16 protein-coding genes are annotated in these 21,738 nt (G+C 70.7%); 5 read left to right on the top strand and 11 right to left on the bottom strand.

From position 1 onward, the window contains the following. Positions 1-68 precede the first annotated feature (68 nt). Positions 69-1,304 carry an RtcB family protein gene (locus LXT21_RS01455; RefSeq protein WP_254036288.1) on the bottom strand — a complete coding sequence of 412 codons (1,236 nt, stop codon included), beginning with the start codon at positions 1,302-1,304 and terminating at the stop codon, positions 69-71. 145 nt (positions 1,305-1,449) lie between these two features. Between LXT21_RS01455 and rtcR the strand changes: the two genes are divergently transcribed. Together rtcR and LXT21_RS01465 are read left to right on the top strand one after the other, a co-directional pair. Further along, on the top strand, positions 1,450-3,072 hold the full coding sequence (gene rtcR / locus LXT21_RS01460) for an RNA repair transcriptional activator RtcR (protein ID WP_254036289.1): 1,623 nt from the start codon (positions 1,450-1,452) through the stop codon (positions 3,070-3,072). A 161-nt stretch (positions 3,073-3,233) separates the two neighbouring features. Continuing rightward, entirely contained in the window at positions 3,234-4,136 is a 903-nt protein-coding gene (locus tag LXT21_RS01465) for a hypothetical protein (protein ID WP_254036290.1), read from the top strand. Positions 4,137-4,144: 8 nt separating this feature from the next. On the opposite strand, the gene LXT21_RS01470 is transcribed toward LXT21_RS01465, so the two are convergent. From LXT21_RS01470 to LXT21_RS01505, 8 genes are all read right to left on the bottom strand, one after another. Beyond that, positions 4,145-5,482 carry a M24 family metallopeptidase gene (locus tag LXT21_RS01470; protein WP_254036291.1) on the bottom strand — a complete coding sequence of 446 codons (1,338 nt, stop codon included), beginning with the start codon at positions 5,480-5,482 and terminating at the stop codon, positions 4,145-4,147. Positions 5,483-6,198: 716 nt separating this feature from the next. Beyond that, the gene (locus LXT21_RS01475; protein ID WP_254036292.1) at positions 6,199-6,372 is read right to left on the bottom strand and encodes a hypothetical protein; all 174 of its coding nucleotides are present in this window, start codon (positions 6,370-6,372) and stop codon (positions 6,199-6,201) included. A gap of 107 nt (positions 6,373-6,479) precedes the next feature. Further along, the gene (locus LXT21_RS01480; protein WP_254036293.1) at positions 6,480-9,491 is read right to left on the bottom strand and encodes a CHAT domain-containing protein; all 3,012 of its coding nucleotides are present in this window, start codon (positions 9,489-9,491) and stop codon (positions 6,480-6,482) included. Then, the gene (locus LXT21_RS01485; RefSeq protein ID WP_254036294.1) at positions 9,488-10,075 is read right to left on the bottom strand and encodes an RNA polymerase sigma factor; all 588 of its coding nucleotides are present in this window, start codon (positions 10,073-10,075) and stop codon (positions 9,488-9,490) included. The genes LXT21_RS01480 and LXT21_RS01485 overlap by 4 nt, the downstream gene beginning before the upstream one ends. A 220-nt stretch (positions 10,076-10,295) precedes the next feature. Then, complete coding sequence (locus LXT21_RS01490) at positions 10,296-10,484, bottom strand: hypothetical protein (RefSeq protein ID WP_254036295.1); 189 nt, start codon at positions 10,482-10,484, stop codon at positions 10,296-10,298. Positions 10,485-10,628: 144 nt separating this feature from the next. Further along, entirely contained in the window at positions 10,629-13,619 is a 2,991-nt protein-coding gene (locus LXT21_RS01495) for a CHAT domain-containing protein (RefSeq protein WP_254036296.1), read from the bottom strand. Then, positions 13,616-14,203 (bottom strand): RNA polymerase sigma factor, encoded by a 588-nt coding sequence (locus LXT21_RS01500; protein ID WP_254036297.1) that lies wholly within the window; start codon positions 14,201-14,203, stop codon positions 13,616-13,618. Before LXT21_RS01500 ends, LXT21_RS01495 begins: the two co-directional genes overlap by 4 nt. A 146-nt stretch (positions 14,204-14,349) precedes the next feature. Beyond that, positions 14,350-15,915 (bottom strand): sensor histidine kinase, encoded by a 1,566-nt coding sequence (locus tag LXT21_RS01505; protein WP_254036912.1) that lies wholly within the window; start codon positions 15,913-15,915, stop codon positions 14,350-14,352. A 122-nt stretch (positions 15,916-16,037) separates the two neighbouring features. Here LXT21_RS01505 and LXT21_RS01510 point away from each other — a divergent pair, with 122 nt between their 5' ends. The 3 genes from LXT21_RS01510 to LXT21_RS01520 all read left to right on the top strand — a co-directional run bounded on the left by LXT21_RS01510 (position 16,038) and on the right by LXT21_RS01520 (position 18,173). After that, positions 16,038-16,907: a DMT family transporter gene (locus tag LXT21_RS01510; protein WP_254036298.1), complete on the top strand. Its 870-nt coding sequence runs from the start codon at positions 16,038-16,040 to the stop codon at positions 16,905-16,907. Between the two features lie 103 nt (positions 16,908-17,010). Next, on the top strand, positions 17,011-17,559 hold the full coding sequence (locus LXT21_RS01515; RefSeq protein ID WP_046718260.1) for a hypothetical protein: 549 nt from the start codon (positions 17,011-17,013) through the stop codon (positions 17,557-17,559). Beyond that, positions 17,556-18,173, top strand: a complete 618-nt coding sequence (locus LXT21_RS01520; protein ID WP_254036299.1) for a tRNA-uridine aminocarboxypropyltransferase — start codon at positions 17,556-17,558, stop codon at positions 18,171-18,173. The genes LXT21_RS01515 and LXT21_RS01520 overlap by 4 nt, the downstream gene beginning before the upstream one ends. A gap of 33 nt (positions 18,174-18,206) precedes the next feature. Here the strand turns inward: LXT21_RS01520 and LXT21_RS01525 are convergent, their stop codons facing one another. Both LXT21_RS01525 and LXT21_RS01530 read right to left on the bottom strand, forming a co-directional pair. Next, positions 18,207-19,649 carry a protein-disulfide reductase DsbD family protein gene (locus tag LXT21_RS01525; protein WP_254036300.1) on the bottom strand — a complete coding sequence of 481 codons (1,443 nt, stop codon included), beginning with the start codon at positions 19,647-19,649 and terminating at the stop codon, positions 18,207-18,209. A 65-nt stretch (positions 19,650-19,714) separates the two neighbouring features. Then, positions 19,715-21,541 carry an SPFH domain-containing protein gene (locus LXT21_RS01530; RefSeq protein WP_254036301.1) on the bottom strand — a complete coding sequence of 609 codons (1,827 nt, stop codon included), beginning with the start codon at positions 21,539-21,541 and terminating at the stop codon, positions 19,715-19,717. Positions 21,542-21,738 lie beyond the last annotated feature (197 nt).

Below are 21,738 nucleotides of genomic sequence, written 5' to 3' on the forward strand. Positions count from 1 at the left end.
GGAGCGGGCGCCTCGATGTCGTCATCCCGGCATGGTCACCTCGCGTGCAGGAGTCGGGGTGGTACCGCCTACCCCTTCACGCAAACGACCTGCTTGAGCGTATGGACCACGTCGACCAGGTCCGACTGCGCCGCCATCACCGCGTCGATGGGCTTGTACGCCGCCGGCGTCTCGTCAATCACCTCGACATCCTTGCGGCACTCGACGCCCTCGGTCGCCTTCGCGTGGTCCTCGAGCGTGAAGCGCTTCTTCGCCGCCTCACGCGACATCGCCCGGCCCGCGCCGTGGCTGCAGGAGTGGAAGCTGTCCGCGTTTCCCTTCCCACGGACGATGAACGAGCGCGCCCCCATGCTGCCGGGGATGATGCCGAGGTCACCCTCGCGCGCCCGCACCGCGCCCTTGCGCGTCACGAAGCAGTTCTTCCCGAAGTGGTGCTCACGCGCCACGTAGTTGTGGTGGCAGTTCACCGCCGCGTCGGACAGCTCGAACGGAGGCAGCTCACCGCTCAGCTGCAGGGCGTCGACCGCGCCACGCAGCATCAGCTCGCGGTTGGTCGCCGCGTAGTCCTGCGCCCAGCTCACCGCGAAGACATAGTCGTCGAAGTGCTCGGAGCCCTCGGGCAGGTACGCCAGGTCCGCGTCGGGCAGGTTGATGTACCAGCGGCGCATGTCCTCCTTCGCCAGCTCGATGAAGTGGCTCCCGATGCGGTTACCCACGCCGCGCGAACCGGAGTGCAACATCAGCCACACGCCATCTGACTCGTCCAGGCACAGCTCGATGAAGTGGTTTCCCGTGCCGAGCGTCCCCAAGTGCCCCAGGTCCGGCCCACGGCCGATGCGCGGGTGCTTGGCGACGATGCGGTCATACCCCTCCATCAGTCGCGCCCACTCCTTCTGGTGGGAGGCCGGAGCCACGCGCCACGCGCCGACGTCGTTACGGCCGCCATTGTCCGAGCGGCCGTGCGGCACCGCCCGCTCGATGGCCGAGCGCACCTTGCGCAGCGAGTCCGGGAGCTGGTCCGCGCGCATCGTGGTGCGCACCGCAATCATGCCGCACCCGATGTCCACCCCCACCGCAGCCGGCACCACCGCGCCCACCGTCGGGACCACGCTGCCGACCGTCGCGCCATAACCCCGGTGCACGTCCGGCATCGCGGCGATCCACTTGTGGATGAAGGGCAGGCCACGGAGGTTTCGGAGCTGCTTCTTGGCCTCGTCCTCGAACGGCACGCCCACGGTCCACGACTTGATGGGGCGACCCGCCTCGTCCGACAGCACCTCGTAGTTCACCTTGTTGCGCTCCATGGCCTTCACCTTTCGGTCGTTCGCCCTGGGCTCTGTTTCCCGGGCACGCAGGGACCTAGAGCAGCCGGCGTGCCAACCGCGCCTCAGAGGGGAGCATGGGGAGAACGCTGGTTTGTCGTATCCCTTGAGATAAAGTCCTATCTTGATGGCGAAGACACGCGCGCGACAGACGGTGGTCCTGGGCATGCTCGGGACGACGCTCGACACGGGCCAGGGCCCGAACCGGTGGACGAAGTGGCGGCCCACGGTGGCGCTGTGCCAGCAGGAGGACCTGGTGGTGCACCGGCTGGAGCTGTTGCACCCGCCGGCGGCCACGCAGATTGCCGGGACGGTGGTGGCGGACATCCGGCAGGTGTCGCCGGAGACCACGGTGCGCACCACGCTGCTGGACATCCGCAACCCGTGGGACCTGGAGGAGACGTACGGCGCGCTGCTCGACTACGTGCGCGCTTACGCCTTCAACCCCGAGGAGGAGGACTACCTCGTCCACATCACCACGGGCACGCACATCGCGCAGATATCGATGTTCCTGTTGGTGGAGAGCCGGCTGATTCCGGGGCGATTGGTGCAGCTGTCGCCGGACCCGCGGGACAAGTCGGGCGCGGGGACGAACACGCTCATCGACCTGGACCTGTCGCGCTACGACACGCTGGCGGCGCGCTTCCAGCGTGAACAGCGCGAGGGTCTGTCGTTCCTCAAGGCCGGCATCGACACGCGCAACGCGGCCTTCAACCACATCATCGAGCGCATCGAACAGGTGGCCAGCCACTCGCGCGCGCCGCTGCTCATCACCGGACCCACGGGCGCGGGCAAGTCGCAGCTCGCGCGCCGCGTCTACACGCTGAAGAAGTCACGCGGCACGGTGAGCGGGCCGTTCGTGGACCTCAACTGCGCCACGCTGCGCGGAGATGGGGCCATGTCCGCGCTCTTCGGCCATGTGAAGGGCTCCTTCACCGGCGCGCTCCAGGACCGTCCAGGCCTCTTGCGTCAGGCGAATGGTGGGGTGCTGTTCCTCGACGAGATTGGTGAGCTGGGCGCGGACGAGCAGGCCATGCTGCTGCGCGCGCTGGAGGACAAGCGGTTCCTGCCGGTGGGCTCGGACAAGGAGGTGGAGAGTGATTTCCAGCTCATCGCCGGCACCAACCGGGACTTGCAGGTCGAGGTGGAGCGCGGGCGATTCCGCGAGGACCTGCTCGCGCGCATCAACCTGTGGACCTTCCGGTTGCCCGCGTTGCGCGAGCGCCCCGAGGACATCCCTCCGAACCTGCTCTACGAGCTGGACAAGGCGTCGGAGGCGATGGGCGCGCGAATCACCCTGAACAAGGAGGCCCAGGAGCGCTTCTTGCGCTTCGCCACCTCGCCCGATGCCCGCTGGTCGGGCAACTTCCGGGACCTCAACGCCGCGGTGCTGCGCATGGCCACGCTCGCGCCCGGGGGCCGCATCACGCGCGAGGTGGTGGACGAGGAGCTGGAGCGCCTGCGCGCGCAGTGGCGGACGGGGGGCTCACGCCCGGGCCCCGTGTCATCCACGAGCGGCGTGGACCGGGTCGCAGAGGTGCTCGGTGAAGAGCTCGCCTCGGAGCTGGACCGGTTCGACCGCGTGCAGCTCGCGGATGTGCTGGGGGTGTGTCAGGGAAGCCGCTCGCTCTCGGAGGCAGGGCGTGTGCTGTTCGCCCAGTCCCGCGCGCGAAAGTCGAGCACCAACGACGCGGACCGACTGAAGAAGTACCTGGCGCGCTTCGGCCTGACCTGGGCCGATGTGAGCTGACGAGACAGGGCAGCGGCCATCGGGGGTTTCCACGACCTCCGGAGGTGGCGCGCGAGAAAAAGCACCGGCCACACAAAGGACGGTGACGGAGCGCGTCTTCATCGGTGTTGAAGGCAATGGGGGCCGTGAGCCGGACGGACCTTCGACACGAAAGCACCGCCATGTCCACGCCGCAGCTCCACCTCGACACCTGTCGTCGGACAGGCACGTGGCTCATCGCCATCGTCCTCCTCCTGATGGGGCGGAGCGTGGAAGCGCAGGTGCGAGAGCCGGACAACTTCCTCGCCACGTCCGTCACCCTGTCCTCCGCACCTCGGCTGCGTCAGGTCTCCACCCGGCATGCCTCGCCCATGCTCGCCGCCGGCTTTCGGCTCTCCGAGCACAGCCAACTCCGCCTCGACTGGGGACTGCCCTACACCTCGGTGGACCCCGCCGGCGCACTCGAAGGACGCAGGAGCCACCTGGGCTCGACCAACCTGCTCATCGGCCTGCACAACGTCCGCACCTTCGTGGATGACACCCTCTTCGTCCGCATGGGCGTGGGCGTCGCCGTGCCCCTCGCGCGCCATCAGGACGCCGACGACGTCGACGCGCGCAGACCCGAGACCCAGGACGCCAACTACGCCACCGCCGCCGCGGTGCGTGGGCTAGCGGACCCGTGGCTGTGGGCGCTCGACACCACCTCCGTGGTGCTGCCCATGGCCGTGGGCCTGGACCTGCCAGGCTTCCAGCTCCGCGCGGACGTGGCGCTGGGCATGCTCATCCCCGTCTCCCGCACCGCGAGGGACACGCACTTCGTCGGGCAGGCCAGCCTGGAGGCCGCGCTTGGACTCGGCATGCTGGAGCCTGGCGCGCGGGTGCAAATCGTCACGCCCCACCTCACCGAGGCGACCTGGGACGGCGAGGACTCGCGGGTCTCGCTGGAGCCCTTCGTCCGTGTCCGCATGGGGCCCGCCTTCGCTCGCGCGGGCGTGCGCATCGACCTGGGCGACCCTCGGGCAAACCCCACGCCCAGCGCATCACGGATGTGGGCGCTGGGCCTGGGGCTCGGCGTCGGCTTCTGAAGCGCCCGCTACTTGATGAGGTAGAACGCCTCCTGCCGAGGCACGAAGAACTTCCAGCCCTCCTGCGTGAGATAGGCCGGGTCCTCCTCCATCACCGCGACCTTCTGCCCATCCCACTCCGGCACCGGCGTGGACGTGTTGAGCTCGATGGCGATGTATGAGCCCTCGCGCAACAGCTTCGGCGCCTCCTTGCGCGTCGACGAGCGGAAGTCGATGGACGCGCCCAGCGCGTGGCCCTGGTTTCCCAGCGGGTGGCTGTAGACCTGCGCCGTGATTCCCAGCTCGTCCATCTTCGCCATCGTCGCGTCATACACATCCGCCGACGAGCGCCCCGGCCGAGACGTCTCCACCATCAACACGTCCTGGAGCGTGTTCGTGTTGGCCAGCGCCTGCTTCAAGCCCTCGGGCGCGTCCGTCTCACCCTCGCGCAGCACATAGGCCATCTTCTGCCAGTCGGTGTGCAGCCCCAGGTAGCTGATGCCGAAGTCCACGTGGATGAGGTCGCCCCGCTCGATGACGACGTCCTCCTTCGTCACCGCGAGGAAGCCGCGCGACTTGGAGCTCACCCCGCCCTTGCGCTGCACGCGCATGTCCGGCTGGAACCACGTGCTCACGCCCAGCGCCCACAGCCTGTCGTAGAGCCACCGGCGGACGTCCCCCACCGTCGTCTTCCCCGGCACCACCACCTTCGAGGAGAAGGCCTCCTTCACCACCTCGTCCGTCAGCTCCACCAGCCCCCGGTAGTGCTCCCACTCCTCGGGCAGCCGCGTGTCCAGGTACTCCTCGATGAGCGGCGCGGCGCTCACGAAGCGCGCCTCCGCCTTCGGCCCGAGCGCCTCCAGCACCCACGCATACCCGTCCCGCGTCAGGCTGCGCGTCACGCCCCGCTTGCCGTCGATGCCCAGCGCAATCGCCTTCGGCTGGTGGCGCGCGTCCAGCTCCGCCAGGAACTCCGGCGCGGACTTGCCCTCCTCGGGCGTCTCGAAGAACTGGAGCACCGCCTCCTCCGCGTAGCCCGTCAGCGCCACGCGCCGCAGCCCCTCGGCTCCCGCGTCCACGAAGACGAAGACGTCCCGGTTGCCCGCGTACGGGCGCGGCGGCGCCACGTACTGCGTCAGCGGATCATCATGGAACTCCTCGTTGACGATGATCCACATGCCCACGCCATGGCGGCGCATCATCTCCAGCAGCATTCCGTGGCGCTTCTGCAGCCAGCCCTCCCGCAGCGCAATCTGCTGCGACATGGGCAACAGCCGGGGCTTCTCGTCGCGGGTCTGAGCACACCGGGACGTCGAACACGCGGACAACAACAGGAGCGGCAGGGCCGCCCACTTCAGCAGGGTCATGGGGGACTCCAAGTCGAGCTGGAGCCACACCCTATCGCCCGAACGACGGACACCGAAGTCCCCCACCCCCGGAGCCCTTGGAGACTCCGGAGGCGGAGGACCTGGGGCGCGGACTGCCCCTTCCTCCTCCACGCTCCACGCAGGCCCTCCCGGATGACGCCCCCCCACGACCTGGAGTCATTCGCGTCGTCTCCCCCACCTTCACGACGCCATCCGTCAGAGGCGACGGTCGTCCCCCGACGCCGCCCGCCCGTTTGAAGCGCTCCCAAACCCTCGCGCCAAAATCTCAGTAACTGGCGATCTGGAAATCCAGGTCGTCGTCCAGGAGGAGCTCGGTGTCACGCGCCTCCTGCTGCTGCTCGTCCTCTTCAGAAGCGCCCCCCCAGCACCGCCCCCCACCCAGCTCCCGCCCCCCGCCCTCCGCCAACGCCCCCCAGCTCCCCCCGCCCGCGCCCCGCTCCTCCGGCGCCCACAGCCCGTGAGACTCCCCCTGGCCTCTCGCGTCACATCGGAACATCACTCCCCCCTTGTCGCGATGCAGTCGATGCAGCTCCACTCCCCCGTCGCCGCCGTCTTCCATCTGAAATACGCGGCGAGCCCTTTTTCTTGAGTGTTTCGCGGTGAAATAAAACGGGCGCTCCTCCTCACGAGAAACGCCCGCAAAACATGCAACTCACCTGAAACTCAGGAGAGTCATGTCGTCCCTGAGACGTGTTTCACCGCTCGGTGTTGACAGCGGGCTTGGCGGGAGCCTGCGGGACGGGCGGCTTGGCGGAGAGGGCGTCGGGGGCCTCCTCCGTGGGGGCGCGCAGGCCCCGGTCCCGCTCCGGCGGTGGATCTGGAATCTCGTGGGCGATGATGCCCGGCATCCTCGAGCTCGAATTCCTCATGTGCGGCTCCCCCCTGGGTTCGACGATTCAAGGTCGACGCGCCGCCACCTGCGGCGGAGCGTCAACACCAGAACGTGGCGGGTGGGAATCCTTGAGGAGCGGACACTTCACTCGAACAGCAGGACGAGGGCGGGCCAGGTCGCGGACGGCTCGCGGGACAGCCACGCCAGGCGCTCGTCGCGCAAGGCCTGGGAGGCGGGAGCTCCGGCGCGGATGCGCTCGCGCACGGACTCGAAGAAGCGCCCCGCGGTGTCGGGGATGTCGCCGGTGGAGGCGAGCACCGTGCGCGCGCCCGCCTCGATGAAGGCCACCGGCAGGCTCACCGATTCGTGGAGGAAGGGCGCGGCGCGGGCGGCGCCACACGCGGCGAGCAGCACCAGGGGCGCGCCGTGCAGCGATTGCTCGCGCACCTGCGTCGCCGCGAGCGCATAGCGGCCGTCTTCCTCCGGCGCCAATACCAGCAGCGAAGCGTCCGAGAGCTCCGGGCTGAAGAGGCCGTGCGTGTGCAGCTCGATTTCCCGCGCCTGGGCCATCTCACGCAGCACGCGTGAAGGGGTGGCCGCCGCGCCTCGCAGCTCCACGCGCAGCGGGTCCGGCACGCGCGGCCCCTCCAGGGGCAGCAGCTTCTCGAGCCCCAGCGAGCGCGGCGCCTCCACGCCCGTCACCACCAGGTGATGCCCCGCCTGTCCGCGCGGCTCCGGGAGCAGGCCCGAGCGGCCCACGCGGTAGCTCCACGCCAGGTCCATGGGCAACAGGCCCGGCAGGCCATGAACGGGAGGCAGGGCCAGCACATCCACGTGCTCGCAGCCGCGCAGGGCCGCCACCATCCTCGCCGGGACGAGCCCGTCGGCGGAGCCATGCAGGGGCGAGGCACGCTGGTCATCGTACGCGCCCGCGAGCGCGCCCTGGGAATCCCTCACGGCGGCCACCGTGCGCTCGTGGTCCACCGCCACGGCGAGCACGCAGCGCTCCGGCACGGGAACGCGCAAGGCCTGGCCCATCAGCTCCAACACCTGCTCCTGAGCGCCGGCGCGGCCCGCGTCGCTCACCAACACGCCATAGGCGAAGGTGCGGGCCTTGCGCGCGTCCACGTCGAGCGGGAGCGCCTGGGCCGCGTCGATGGCGCCGAGCAGCAGCTCACGCCCGGACGCGCGCTCACGCTCCAGCATGAACTGGCCCTCCAGGAAGGACAGCAGCGCGAGCTCCCCCGGCGTGCGAGAGCCGCGTCGCAGCTCCCCCAGCGTGCGCCGCAGCAGGTCCTCGTCACGCACCTGCGCGCCCTGGCGGGCCAGATAGGACAACACCCAGGCGCCGGGCATGCCCAGGGGACGCCCGCAGCGCGTGGCCTGCTCCAGCTCGTCGCGCGCCTCCTCCGGACGGAAGTCCGCCCACGCCACGAAGGCCAGGTTGCGGTGCACATACGTGCGCTGCTCGCAGTCGTCGGGGATGCGCGACAGCGACTCGCGCAAGAACGCGCGCGCACTGGCCGCGCTGTGGCGGTAGCGGGCAATCTGCGCCATCTCCTGGAGGAACTGCTGCTCCAGGTTCCACTCGCCCAGCTCGCGCGTCAGGCGAAGACCCTCGCGAGCATCCTCCAGCGCGTCGGCCGGACGGTGCAGTCGCACGAAGAGGTCCACGAGCCTGCGCCGCAGCGTCGCGCACCGGTATGCCATCCCCCGCCCCGTGCAGGACGCCAGCGCCGCGCGCAGCCGCTGCTCCGCCTTCCACCACTGCCCCTCGCGCTCCTCGCGCACGGACAGCTCGCGCTCGGCCAGGAGCACCAGCCACGCGTCCTGACTGGCCCGCGCGATGCGCTCGAAGTCGTCCAGGTGCCGCTCCACCGCATCCAGCGCGACGAGCGCGCCCAGGTACAGGTCGTCCTCCCCAGAGCGCCGCAGCGTCTGCAGGAGCGCGTCCGGGGCGGCGTGCTCCTGACGGAGGAGCCGGGCGTAGTCGCGCGCCAGGGGGCCGCGGCGTTGGAAGTCCGCGAGCGAGACGCGGCTCACCATGTCGGCCAGCGTGGAGCCCCCCTGGACCTCGTCCAGCACCCGCGCGAGCGGCAGCAGCCGCAGCACCGCCTCGCGCGTGGGCGCGGCCCTCACGGCGTCGTAGAAGGCCAGGCGCACCACGCCAGGGAAGCGGCGGGCCTCCTCGAGCGGCAGGCGCGAACCCTCCAGCGCGGCGAGGTTCTGCGCCGCCGCGCGGGCATCATGGAAGTCACGCGAGCGAAGGTTCGTCTCGCTGCGCAGCGCCGTGGCGCGAAGGCGCGCCTCCTCGCTCCACCCCGGCTCTCCCAGCCTCACCACCGCGTCGAAGGCATCGGCCGCCTGGAGCGACAGCCCCAGCTCGCGCAGCACCAGCGCCCGGTTCCACAGCGCCTGGGGATGGTTCGGCGCCGCGCGCAGCACGGCCTCCAGCAACTCCAGCGCCTCCTCCCGCCGCCCCTGCTCCAGCGCGATGAGGGCCAGATCACTGTCGCGGTCGACGGAAGGCAGCGAGCGGCGCAGGAAGTCCGACGCCTGGCGCCAGTCCTGACGCACCAGGTACGCGGCGGCGATGCCGTGCAGGTCTCCCTGCTCCTCCAGCTCGGCGAGCTCGCTCAGCGGCAGGGGCGTCGTCGACTCCGGCGCCTCGGGCCCGGCGCGCATCGGCACGTAGCGCCGGTACCCGTCCGCCCTCGCGTACGCCACGCGCCCCTCCAGCCCTCGCTGCGAGACATGGGCCCCCCACACCTCGGGCGGCGTCTCGCGAGCCATCGGCACGGCCAGCACCAGCGCCAGGAGCGCCGCGGCCAGCGCCACGCCGCCCACCGCCCAGGCGCTCACGGAGCGCGGCCACACGGGACTCAGCGAGCGCAGCCGCTGTCGCCACGACGGCCGGGGCCAGGGCGGCGCGGGCCACGCGGGCAACACCGCCTCGGGCGCGGCGGTCAGCTCGTCGTCCGGCGCGAGCCCTTCCTCATGGAGCGCCTGGAAGCCGAGCAGCTCGAGCTGCATCGCCTCGTGCAGGCCCGCAGCGCACATGGGACAGCGCGCCAGGTGGTGGCGGAAGTTCTCTTCGTCGACCGGGGGCAGCTCACCATCCAGGAACAGGAACAGCTTGTGACACGGGGGGCTCATGCGTCCCCTCCGCCATCCGTCAGCAGCTCGCGCAGCTCCTTGCGCGCCTGGAACAGCCAGCTCCCCACGGTCCCCTCGGGCACGCCCATGCGCTGCGCGATGGCCCGGTAGCGCAGCCCCTTGGCGTGGAGCTCGAAGGCCTCACGCACGCGGGCGTTGGGCAGCCGGGCGATGGCCCTGAGCAGGTCCGCGTCGGAGATGCGCTCCCACATCTCCCCCGTCACCTCGTCGGGCGAGCCCACGTCCTCGCGCACCAGCCGGATGTCCCGGCGCTCCTGCTCCAACAGCTCCGTGCGGCGCTTGCGGCACTGGTCCAGGAAATGGTTGGTCAACGCCCGGCACAGCCACGCGCGGTACACGGGCTCCGGCTGCGCGGACAATGCCGCGTGGTGCACGAGCGCGCGCACCAGCGCCTCCTGCGCCAGGTCCTCCGGGTCGATGCCCCCCTGACCGCACAGACGCTTCGCCAGAGCCACGAGCATGGGCCTGACGCGCTGAGCAAACTCCTCGAAGCCTTCGTGTGCCACGCTGGCACTGTAGGCCACGGCGAATCGCTTCACCGAGGCAATGCGATGGTCCCTCATCGACCCCTCGCCCTCCTTCCACGCCCACTCGAAACGCAGCCACCCGGAATCCTTGGGTCGTCGTCTGGAAACCGACGCCGTCACGCAGGGTTCCGGTGGCTCCAGGACATCGATTCAGGCCCTGGGGCCGGGTGGCCCCAGGACGTGGTGAGACAGACACCGAGCACCTCGGACGCCTGCTCGGATGCCCTGCGACCGACGCGCCCGCCAGGATGAGCGCTCAGCCCGGAGGTCCGCCCGGAGGCGGGTCCCTCACATCCGGCTTGCCCGAAGGCGGCGGCACGGCCACCTCTCCGTCGTCACCCCGCTCCACGTCAGAGGGCTGCTCCGGAGTGGGGTGGTCCTCCGGGACCATCGCCATCGCGGCGACCTGCTCCGAAGACTGCGCCTCGTTCATGCGGCCCTTCATCTCGTGCGGCTCCTGGGACCGCGCCCGTCCCCGCCGGATGCGGGAGCGCACGGTCCTCACCGGATACAACGCTCCAGGTCGTGCTTGTTGCCTTGAATCTCCCACGTCCCATCGGACAGGGAGCCCGCGTGCCGCGAGGAAGGCTCACTCGAACAGCAGCACGCGCGACAGCCAGCGGGCGTCGTCGGGGCGCTCGAGCAACCACGCGGCGCGCAAATCCCTCAACGCCACGGAGGGCCGCGCCCCCGCGCGGATGCGCTCTCGCACCCGCTCGAAGAAGGCGCCCGCGGAGTCGGGAATCTCCACGGACGCCGCCAGCACCGCGCTCGCGCCCGCCTCGATGAAGGCCATGGGCAGGCTGAAGGACTCGTGGGGAAAGGGTGCCGTCTTCGCGGCCCCACAGGTGGCGAGCAGCACCAGCGGCGCATGACTCAGCCGCGCCTGGCGGACCTTGTCGGCCGTCAGCACGTAGCCGCCATCGGCCTCCGGCGCGAGCACCACCATCGACGCATCCGATTGGGACGCGCTGAACAGCCCATGGGTGTGGATTTCCACCTCGGACGCCTGGGCCATCTCCGAGAGCACGCGCGTGGGGGTCGCCTCCGCGCCGCGCAGCTCCACGCGCCACGGGTCCGGCACGCGAGGTGGCGTCAGCGGTGCCAGTCTCGGCAGTCGCAAGGATGGAGGGCTCGCCACCTCGGTGATGACCAGATGCATCGAGGGCGCGGTGCGAGCCGGTACTCCCCGCGCGCCCCTCCCGACGCGGTAGCTCCACGCGAGCGAATCCGGCAACAACCCCGCGAGCCCGTGGACCGGCGGACGGGTGAGCACGTCGACGTGCTCGCAGCCCGACAGCTCCTTCACGAGCTCGGCGGGCACCAGCCCCGTGGCCTCGTCTCGCAGCGGCACCTGACGTCCGGCGGAGTACGCCCCCTTCAGCTCCCCCAGCGGGCCGCGCACGAGGACGAGGGTCCGCTCGTGTTGCACGGACACCGCGAGCAGACAGCTCGGGGCCACGGGCTCCACGTGCAGTTCGTGGCCCATCAGCGCCAGGGCCTCCTCCCACGCGCCAGCGCGCCCCGCCTCGGAGAGCAGCGCGGAGTAGCCGAAGGCTCGGGCCTTGCGCGCATCGACGCTGTCCGGCGCCAGGTCCGCCATCTCCAGTCCCCGATGCACCAGCTCACGGCCGGAGGTCCCCGGCTGCTCGAGCAGGAACTGCCCTTCGATGACGAGCAGCAGCGCTTCCAGGCCCGGAGAGACCGTCCCTCGTCGCAAGTCGGCCAGGGCCCGACGCAGCAGGGCGCCGTCATGGGGTCCGGGCACCGAGCGCGCCATCTCCGACACGACCCAGGCGCCCGTCAGCCCCAACGGCCGCTCACACTCCATCGCGCGCTCCAACGCCGCGCGCGCCGCCTCGGGTCGGAAGCGCTGCCACTCCAGCAACGCCACGTTCCGATGCACGTGCGTTCGCTGGGCGCAGTCCTCCGGCATTCGGCTCAGGGACTCCTCCAGATAGGCGCGCGCGGTGGTGAACGCATGCTGATAGCGGGCCACGTCCGCCAGCTCCTGGAGGAACTGCTGCTCGAAGCCCCACTCCCGAGCCTCCAGCGCTCGCGCCCATCCCTTCCACGCGTGCTGGAAGGCCTCCGCGGGGCGGTGCTGGGACAGGTAGAGGTCGGCGAGCCTCCGCTGCAGGCCCAGGCAGCGGTACACCAGCCCCTGCTTCTGACAGGTGTCCAGCACCTCCAACAAGCGCTGCTCGGCCTTCCACCACTGGCCCTCCTGCTGCGCCAGCTTCGCCTGCTCCTGGTCCGCGAGGACGCGCATCCACGGGTCCCCGGATGCGCGCGCCAGACGAATCACCGCCTGCGAATCGACGGGCTCCCGGGCGGAATCCGCGAGGACCAGCGCCCCCAGGTACAGGTCCTCCTCACCCGAGCGCCGGAGGGTCTCCATCACCTCTCCCACCGGAGCGAGCGAGCCGAGCACGAGCCGCGCGTACAGCCGAGAGAGAGGCCCCCGGTGCACGAAGTTCCGCTCCGCCACGTGCGCGAGCCACGTGCGCAGGACGCTCCCGCCGTAGCGCTCGTCGAGCACGCGCGCCAGCGGCTCCAGCCGCAGCACCTCCTCACGCGAGGGAGCTGCTCTCACCGCGTCGTAGAAGCCAAGCCGGACGATGCCGGGATGCTCGCGCGCCTCGGCGAGCGGAAGGGGCGCGGAGCAATCCGTCACCAACTCCCGCACCGCCGCGTAGGCGTCCTTCCAGGCCCGGGCGCGCGTCGACGTGGACTCGCGAAGCACGCGCTCGCGATGCGCCGCCTCCTCGCTCCACCCGGGCTCTCCCAACCTGGCGACCTCACCAAAGGCGTCGGCCGCCTGGAGCGGGAGCCCCAGCTCGCTCAACACCAGGGCCCGATTCCACAGGGCCTGCGGATGTCGAGGCCACTCGCGCAGGACACCGTCGAGCAGCTCCAGCGCCTCCTCCAGCCGCGCCGGGCGCGTGTCGAGTGAGCCCTCCTGTCTCGACTGCTCCAGCGCCAGCAACGCCAGGTCGCAATCCCGGTCCGCCGAGGCGGGCATGCGCTTCAAGAAGGCCTGCGCCTGCCGGGGCGCGCCATGGAGCAGATAGGCCGTAGCGACCCCATGGAGGTCTCCGCGCGCCTCCATCCTCCACAGGTCCCGCAGCGGCAGCGGGGGTACCGGGGGGTGCGCCGCGTCCTCCCCCCTGTCCGGGACGTACGGTTGATGGCGGTCATCCACCGCCCGATACGTCACCCGTCCCTCCAGTACACGCGGGCCCTCCGCGGACAGCCAGGCCCCCTCCTCCCTTCCCCACGGGAGGGAGAACGGCAAGAGCATCCACACCGCGACGCCCACAGCCAGCACCTCGAGCCCGCGCAGCAACAAGCGCGGCCATCGAGGCTCCTTCGGCGCGGACACCTGGGCAAGCTGCGTGTCCGCCGATGACGACTCGGGCGTCAGTGCCTCCTGGGCGAGCAGTTCGAGTTGGATGGCGTCCTCGAAGCGCGCCTCGCAAGAGCTACAGCCCCCCAGATGCTGCCGGAACCGCCCCTTCTCCCGAGCGTGCATCCCTCCATTGAGGAAGCGCGGCAGGTCCTTGCAGTCGACCTTCATTGCCTCCGCTCCCGCCGACGCTTCTCCGCCGTCTCCTTCAAGCGTTCGTGCAACGCCGCCCTCGCGTCATGCAGCCGCGCCCCCACCGTCCCCTGCTTCACCCCCGCGACTTGGGCGATGCTGGCGTAGGACCAGCCTTGCTGATGCAACTCGAACGCCTGACGCAGCGTGGGCGGCAAGAAACCCAAGGCCCACCGCAAGTCTTCCATCTCGATATAGCCCCAGAGTTCGTTCTGCTCCGCTTCGTCGGGTGCATCGACGTCTGCGGACAGCGCGAGCAACGCACTCAGCCGATCCAACTCGCTACTGCGACGCCGACAGCGGTCCAGGAAGCAGTTCTTTGCCACCCGTCCCAGCCACGCGCGCTGCTTAGGGGCCTCCCAATGTTGGAGCTCGTCCCACTGGAGGAGCGCGCGCAGCAAGACATCGTGCACGATGTCCTCCACTTCGTGCGACGAGCCGCCACAGTACTTGCGCAGTATTCCAAACAAGAGAGGCTGCCACTGGCGACCAAACGTCTCGAAGCCCTTACGGGCTTGTCCTGACAGGGCCCCCTCGCCCTTCGTTCGCAGCCTCCAGAGCATTGCCCTCCTCCTTTCGTTAGAGAACGCCGCAGGTCTGCTTTATTGCCGACACCTTCCTATTCTTACAAACACGTCACCCCCGCGAAGACGGCGGGACGTACAGGGTATGATGTCCTGACGACAACACCACCTTGCCCTGCGGGGTGTCATGAAGCCGCGGCGGAGAGCGGTGCGGGCTGCTTCAACGGCAGCAAGAGGGTGAAACATGCACCACCCAGCGACTCGGAGCGGCTGGCCCGCACGGTGCCTCCGTGGCGCTCGAGGATGCCTCGGGCGATGGCCAATCCCAGCCCCGTCCCCGGACGAGGTCCCTCGCGCCTCCGCCCCGTGACGAAGGGCTGGAACAGCCGGGGCAGCAGCTCCGGAGGGATGCCCGGCCCGCTGTCCTCCACGAGGACCTGGAGCGTCGTGTCGGATTGAGAGAGCCGGACCTGGAGCCGGGGTCGAGCGACATCCCCCAGCGCGAGCAATGCATTCTCCAGCACAATGACAAACACCTGGGAGAGCTGGGATTGGTCCGCTTCCATCGACAGCGGTTCGCCTTCCGCCAGCTCGAAGGACACCTCCGGCGCCAGGGGGCCCAATCCCTGTCGCGCGGTGGAGTACGCCAGCGCCACGGTGGCATGGACATCCACCCGGCGCAGCTCCAGCGGGCGAGGCCTTCCATAACGCAACAGCTCGTCGACGAAGTGGCCCGCACGGGCAATCTGCTCGCGCATGCCCGCCAGCGTGTCCGCGTCCGCGCCCTGGCGCTCCAACAGCTTCAGCTGCGCGGCGAGCACGCCCAGCGGGTTTCGCACCTCGTGGGCCACGGCCGAGGAGAACTGTCCCAGCTCGGCCAGGCGCGCGGCCTGGTCGGCCCGCGTCTCCTGCTCCGCCAGCGCCGCCACCAGCTCCGTGCCCGTGGCGCGTCCTCGCAGCAGCCTTCGTCCCAGCCACTCCTGGAGCCCCTGGCGCAGGGGCTCGAAGGCGAGCGCCGCCAGGGCGAGCAGGAAGAAGGCTCCCGCGCGGTACTCGGCCAGGAAGGGTTGGCCGCTGCCCGCCATCAGCGTCAGCACGCCGAAGAGGAAGCCCGCGGACAGCACCGCCGCCATCGCCGAGTAGACGAGGCTGCGCTCCAGCAGCCTGCGCTCGGAGGGCGGCTGGTGCGCGTTGATGACGTGCACGAGCACCAGCAACGAGGCCAGCACCAGGTACATCCCGAAGGGCAGCGCATAGCCCGCGGACAGCAACAGCGCCGTGGCCAGCCCTCCCGAGTACGCGAGCGCGCCGACGATGCCCAGGCTGCGCAAGAGCGGCCGACGCTCGGGCGTCTGCTGCCGGTACGCGCGCGCCAGGAGCACCAGGGGCACGCCCGCCGCGGAGACCGACAGCGCCATGGTGGGCCAGAACAGCGGCCCCCGCTTCATGGCCAAGGGGCCATACAGCGCGTCCGGGAAGAGCGCCCCCACCAGGGTGACGACGGTGGCCACGACGTACGCGAGCACCACCAGCCTGGGCGAGCGCTGGCGCGCGACATCCTGCGCGGTGTGGAAGAAGGCGGCGGCGGTGAAGGCGCCACTGGCGGCGAAGCGCTCACCGAGCCACGCGGCCTGGGGCACGCACAGCAGCAGGAGTGAGCCGCTCCAGAACGCGGTGGCGAGGCAGTACAGCGTCAGCCCCGCGGCGTCCCGGCCTCGCAGCGCGGCCGTGAAACACAAGAGGAGCGACACCGACAAGACAGGCACGAGGCTGTAGGCGAACAGGGGCCCCATGGACGGAGTGTGGCAGATGTTCCTAGTGTGCGCCCCGTCAGCGCCTCGAGGCGCTCCGACGTCACCGGGAGTCACGAGCAGTGCGGCATTTCGCGATGGTCGCGGCGGGGGCCACCCTCTGGGGGTGCTGGTCCCTCTTCCTCCGGCCCGCGGGCCTGTCCTGGGCGCAGAACGCGTTCCTGGCGCTCGTCGCCATGTCGCTGCCGGTGCCCCTGCTGCTGCGCGGCGCCCCTTTTCATGACCGGCGCGCCACGGTGGCCCTGCTCGTCGTGGCCCTGGCGGACGCGGCCAACATCAGCCTGTTCTTCGCCGCCATGAAGCGCGGCCCCGTGTCGGTGGCCGTGCTCACGCACTACCTCGCCCCGTTGCTGCTCGCGCTCGCGGCGCCGTGGGTGCTGGGGGAGAGGCGCTCCGTGCGGGCCCTGGTCGCGGGGCCGGTGACGCTGGTGGGGCTGGTGATGCTCATCGGCCGGCCCGACGGACAGGGGGGAACGGGGATGACGGCGGCGCTCGGCGCGGGCAGCGCCCTGTTCTTCGCGGCCATCGTCCTGGGGACGAAGGCGGCGACGCGGGCCTACTCGCCGCTGGCGGTGGCCTCGCTGCACGCGCCGGTGTCCGCCGGGGTGCTGCTGCTCATCGCCGGGACGGACGCGCTGCCGACGGCGTTGGACTCCGCCACCCTCCAGGTCCTCGCCGGGGGCGCGGTGTGCGGCCTTGCGGGGACGTGCCTCTTCAATGCGGGGCTGAGCCGGGTGCCCACGGCGGCGGCCGGGGCGCTGACGTACCTGGAGCCGCTCACGGCCTCCCTGGTGGGCTGGGCCGTCTTCTCCGAGGCGCTCACACCGGTGGGCGTGGCGGGGGGACTCCTGGTGCTGGCCGCCGGGGTCTGGGTGGCCTCCGAGCGTCGGGCGCCCGCGTCAAGCATGGCCCTCCCGTCCGCCACGTCTTGAAATCTCCACCCAACTCCCCACTTGCAAGGTCGGGGAATCCTTTGGTCCTCTTGGGCCAACGCAGCTCCTCCCCGCAGCGCCGTACTTGCGACGCCGTATGCCCATGGAAACCGCAGCAGACAGCCGTGAGTACCGCGTCCTCTTCTTCTGCCCCGCGTCGAGCGCGCGGCTGGAGCGGCTGGAGGCGCCCGTGCGACGGCTGCTGTCGCGCATCCAGGCACCGCCCGCGGAGCTGACGCCCATCCAGGAGTCCGGCGCGCTGTCGGAGGCGGGGTGGCAGGTGTACCTGGTGCGCTCGCTCACGGAGCGCTCGGCGGCCCAGGCCATGGCCGCGTACGTCAGCGAGGCCACGTGCGCGCTGGCGGCCGAGGTCGACGCCGAGGTGCTGGGGCTCTATGTGGACGTCTCCGGAGACTCCGCGCGCATCTGTCGCTGCGGGCCGGAGGATGGGCCGGAGACCTTCGCGGGCCGCAGGCAGGCCGCGCTCAACCGCACGGCCGAGTGGCTGGAGGTCGCGCCGATTCTGCTCTCCGCCATCTTCCAGCTGGACGTGCCGGACGCGGACTACGAGCCGGACGCGGATGACCGCTACGTGGAGGAGAAGCTTCGCGAGGCGAAAGCCTTGATGGAGCGCTACCGTCAGGGGAAATGAGGTCTCGAACTCCGGAGGACCTCGCGGGCCGCTGTCCGCGCTGCTTCCTGCCGTCCCCGCTGTGCCTGTGCGCCGAGCTGCCGAGCATCCCCACGCGCACGGAGCTGCTCGTCATCCGTCACCACAAGGAGACGCTCAAGTCGACGAACACCGCGCGCATGGCGGCGCTCGCGCTGCCGCGCTGTCACATCGTCTCGTATGGCTCACCGGGTCAGCGCTTCGACGCGTCGGTGCTGGAGGATGACGGCTCCACGTGGTTGCTCTTCCCGGACGCGCAGCAGACGGCCGCGCCGGAGGCCGAGAAGCCCCGGCGGCTCATCATCCTGGATGGGAGCTGGGGACAGGCGCGCCGCATGGTGCAGCGGCTGCCCGCGCTGCGCAGGCTGCCCGGACTGAAGCTGCCTCCGCCGCCGGTGGATTCACGCCGGCTGCGCAGGCCGCCGCATCCGGACGGCATGTCGACGATTGAAGCCATCGCCGGCGCGCTCACGTACCTGGAGGGCGAGGACGTGTCCCAGCCGCTCTACGACTTGCACGAGACGATGATCGACCGCGTGCTCGCGAGCCGCGGCCGAGGCCCCGCGCCGGCCTGTGACGAGGACGACGAAGACTGAGCGTCGCGCCGCCTCACGAAGAGGACGGCGGGCTCAGCAGGAGGCGCCCTCGGTGCAGCGCGCCTTGCGCATCTGCTCGGCGAACGGCACGGGCTCCAGGAAGCCGGTGACGCGCGGGCGCTTGAGCTCCGTGCCCGTCTGCGACACGAAGGCCACCGTGGGCAGGCCCTCCACGCCGAAGCGCTCCATCAGCGCGTCGAGCGCATCATCGCTGTTCGTCGCGTCGATCTTGATGGTGAGGAACTGCCCCTCGGACGACTGCGAGATGACCTGCGGCGCCGGGTACGTCTCGCGGTCCAGCTCCTTGCAGGCCGCGCACCAGTCCGCGAAGAAGTCGATGAGCACCGGGCGACCGTCGGCCTTCGCCTGGGCCAGCACCTGGTCGAACGCCTCGCGAGAGAACGTGGCCTTCTTCGCGGGCATCACGTGGTCCCACGCCCACGCCGGAGCGCGCGGACGCTCCGCCACGCCCAGGCGCACCCACAGCTCACCCACCGGGCCCGCGTCCAGCGCGCCGCCGCGCACCATCAGCGCTGCCACCACCAGCGCGACACCGAACGCCTTGAACGAGAAGTCGCGCGCGCCCTCCTTGAACGAGCGGTGCACCGCGCCCAGGAGCACGCCCACCACCGCGAGCACCCCCGCCAGCGCCGCGCCCGGCAGACGCCCCAGCTCCGCGCCCGCCGCCTTCACCACGTCGCGCGCCCACGGCGACGCGTCCTTCAGATAGCTGAACGCCAGCGCGACGAGCATGATGCCCAGCACGCTCTTCACCCACTCCATCCACACGCCGCTCTTGGGCAGCCGCACCGTGGACACACCGAGGATGAAGAACGGCACGCCGATGCCCAACGCGTAGATGAACAGCAGCGAGGCGCCCAGCGTCACGTTCGCCGTCTTCGCCACGAAGGCGAGCAACCCCGTGAGCACCGGCCCCGTGCACGGCGCCGCGAGGAAGCCCGACACGCTGCCCATCAGGAACGCGCCCGCCACGCCCGCGCCGCCCACCGAGTTGAGCCGCGTCTGCAGGCCCGACGGCAGCGCCAGCTCGAACGCGCCGAACATCGACGAGGCCAAGAGCAGCAGGAACACCGCCAGCCCCGTCACCACCGCGGGGTGCCCCAACATCGAGCCGAACGCCTGGCCCGTCTTCGCCGCCAGGATGCCCAGCCCGCTGAACACCACGCCCATGCCCACGATGTAGGACGTGGTGAGCAGCATGGCCTTGCCCCGGCTGTCGGCCTTGCGGGCGCCGAAGACGGACACCGTGATCGGGATGAGCGGGTAGACGCAGGGCGTCAGCGCGGTGAGCAAACCCCCGCCGAAGACGATGGCCGCGCCGAGGAAGAGGCTGCCGGACTCCAGGAAACGCGCCGCGTCGAGCTCGGTGCTGGGGCCGGTGGGCAACAGCCACGGCACCACCACCACCGCCACGCCGGCCAGTACGGCCATCAACCCGAGCTTCTTGGCATTCATGCGCGCTCTCTTCCGTCGTCCCAGCAAAAGGGCCCGCTTTGTATACGCAGGCCCCGGCCCGGGGGCTACTGCGCCGTGGGGGCAAGCGAGGAGGCGGGCACCTTCAGCCCCGCGGACCGCGCCAGCCCCATGACGCCCTCCACCGCGGCGGCGATGTAACCAAAGGGATTCGCCCCATCCACCGCCGTGACGTGCACTTCGCCCATCTTCTGCTGGAACGCGGCCGCCACCTGGGGAAGCTGCTGCGCCAGCGTCATCTGGATGACCTCCGGGCTGATGGTGTTCTCGATGTCCCGCATCGCCCGGGCCCGCGACAGCTCCAGCTCCTGCCGCGCGTTCTCCCGCCGCACCTCCAGCTCCGCGATGGCCACCTCCGCCTCGGCGATGCCGCGCCGCGACTGCACCACCTGCAGCTGCGCCTTGAGCTTCTCGACCTCCTGGAGCTGCTCGGCCAGCTGGCCCTCGTGCCGGGCCGCCGCCTGCTCCTGCTCCCGGCGCAGCCGCTCCAGCTCCATCTGCGCCAGCGCGTTCTGCTGCTCCTGCTCGCGGCGCAGCCGCTCCAGCTCGATGGCCGCCTTGGCGCCCTCGTTCTCCTGCTCGCGCTGCAGCCGCACCAGCTCGAAGCGCGCCTGGGCGGCCTCGGCCTCCTGCAACAGCTTCTGCTTCTCCAGCTCCAGCTTCGCGCGGCCCACGTCCGCGTCCTGCTCGCGCTTGAGCTTCTCCAGGCCGATGCGCGCGCGGGCCCCCTCCAGCTCCTGCTCGCGCGACAGCTTCTCCATCTCCACCTGCGCGCGGCTGGTGGCCAGCTGCCGCTCGGAGACGATCTTCGCCTCGGAAAGCCGCGCCTCGGCGGTGAGCGCCTCCAGCTTGGACTGCTCGTCCGCCACCTGCTTCTTCTGACGCACGTCCTGCTCGGCGGCGAGCTTGGTGAGCGCCACCTCGCGCTCCACCGTCGCCTGCTCCTGCTTGAGCGTGCGCTCCTGGGCGAGCTTCGCCTCCGCCACGCGCGCCTCGACGGCCAGCACCTCCAGCTTGGTTTGCTCGTCCGCGGTCTGCCTGCGCTGGCGGACCTCGTCCTCGGCCTCGAGCTTCTGGAGGCTCAGCTGCCGCTCGGCCTCCGTCTCCTCGCGGTGGACGAAGCGCTCCTTGGCCAGCTCCGCCTCGCGCGCCTGACGCTCCTGCTCGCGGCGGAAGCGCGCCTGCATGTTCTCGAAGACGGTGGACGACAGGACGCGCACGTCCTGGATTTCAATCGTGTCCAGCAGCACGCCCCAGCCCGCGTCCGTCGAGTCCTCCAGACGCCCCCGCCCCGACAGCACCGGCGCGATTTCGCGCATCAGCTCCGCGGCGATGCCCTCCTTGCGCCGGGACAGGCACTCCTCCACGGACAGGTTGGCCACCAGCCTGCGCGCGGCGCCCACGAACATCTCGCTGAGCAGCTCCGCCAGCTTCTCCTGCGCCCGCTCCGGGAAGGAGAAGTTCAGCATGCGGAAGGCCACCAGCGGGTCCGCGATGCGGTACACCGCGAGCCCCGTCACCTGCACGCCCACCTTCTCGCTCGTCACCTGGTCCGCGGTGAAGTGCAGCCGCTGGATGCTGGTGGGAACAATCGCCACCGAGTCGCCCGGCAGCTTGAAGCAGCTGGCCCCCTGGCCGCTGATGTCGCGCACGCGGCCTCGGCGCATGTGGACCAGGAACTCGCTCGGCCGGGCGGTGATGAGCCCCCAGCGCTTCATCTTCTCCGGGTCCTCCGCGGGCTTCCCCGCGCGCCAGCCGTCCGAGTAACGGTTCTTATCCATCCCCCCACCGCCAGCCTCCATCCGGACGAGCTGTGCACGGCCCTGCTCCGACGAATCCGACGATTCCCTCACCCGCTTCGCGTTCGCGCTCATGCCTGCCTCCTGGCGGCGCACCCAGGTTGCAGCCCCCCGGCCAGCCCCACGCCCCTCGGGAAATCAGCCGCTTGCGTGCGGGGGAGCTTCCGAGCCGCCCCATTCCGGACCACCCCGCGCCAGGACGGCGCACCCGGGTTGATCCACCCCGGCGCAGCCGTTCCGACGCCGACATCCCCTCCTTCCGGCCAGTCCCA

This window comes from Myxococcus guangdongensis, from assembly GCF_024198255.1.
Taxonomy (GTDB): Bacteria; Myxococcota; Myxococcia; order Myxococcales; family Myxococcaceae; genus Myxococcus; species Myxococcus guangdongensis.

What these genes read in the sequence shown, in the direction of transcription:
- LXT21_RS01455 (WP_254036288.1), bottom strand. Translation starts at nt 1,304, where the DNA reads ATGGAGCGCAACAAGGTGAACTACGAGGTGCTGTCGGACGAGGCGGGT.
- rtcR (WP_254036289.1), top strand. Translation starts at nt 1,450, where the DNA reads ATGGCGAAGACACGCGCGCGACAGACGGTGGTCCTGGGCATGCTCGGG.
- LXT21_RS01465 (WP_254036290.1), top strand. Translation starts at nt 3,234, where the DNA reads ATGTCCACGCCGCAGCTCCACCTCGACACCTGTCGTCGGACAGGCACG.
- LXT21_RS01470 (WP_254036291.1), bottom strand. Translation starts at nt 5,482, where the DNA reads ATGACCCTGCTGAAGTGGGCGGCCCTGCCGCTCCTGTTGTTGTCCGCG.
- LXT21_RS01475 (WP_254036292.1), bottom strand. Translation starts at nt 6,372, where the DNA reads ATGAGGAATTCGAGCTCGAGGATGCCGGGCATCATCGCCCACGAGATT.
- LXT21_RS01480 (WP_254036293.1), bottom strand. Translation starts at nt 9,491, where the DNA reads ATGAGCCCCCCGTGTCACAAGCTGTTCCTGTTCCTGGATGGTGAGCTG.
- LXT21_RS01485 (WP_254036294.1), bottom strand. Translation starts at nt 10,075, where the DNA reads ATGAGGGACCATCGCATTGCCTCGGTGAAGCGATTCGCCGTGGCCTAC.
- LXT21_RS01490 (WP_254036295.1), bottom strand. Translation starts at nt 10,484, where the DNA reads ATGAAGGGCCGCATGAACGAGGCGCAGTCTTCGGAGCAGGTCGCCGCG.
- LXT21_RS01495 (WP_254036296.1), bottom strand. Translation starts at nt 13,619, where the DNA reads ATGAAGGTCGACTGCAAGGACCTGCCGCGCTTCCTCAATGGAGGGATG.
- LXT21_RS01500 (WP_254036297.1), bottom strand. Translation starts at nt 14,203, where the DNA reads ATGCTCTGGAGGCTGCGAACGAAGGGCGAGGGGGCCCTGTCAGGACAA.
- LXT21_RS01515 (WP_046718260.1), top strand. Translation starts at nt 17,011, where the DNA reads ATGGAAACCGCAGCAGACAGCCGTGAGTACCGCGTCCTCTTCTTCTGC.
- LXT21_RS01520 (WP_254036299.1), top strand. Translation starts at nt 17,556, where the DNA reads ATGAGGTCTCGAACTCCGGAGGACCTCGCGGGCCGCTGTCCGCGCTGC.
- LXT21_RS01525 (WP_254036300.1), bottom strand. Translation starts at nt 19,649, where the DNA reads ATGAATGCCAAGAAGCTCGGGTTGATGGCCGTACTGGCCGGCGTGGCG.
- LXT21_RS01530 (WP_254036301.1), bottom strand. Translation starts at nt 21,541, where the DNA reads ATGAGCGCGAACGCGAAGCGGGTGAGGGAATCGTCGGATTCGTCGGAG.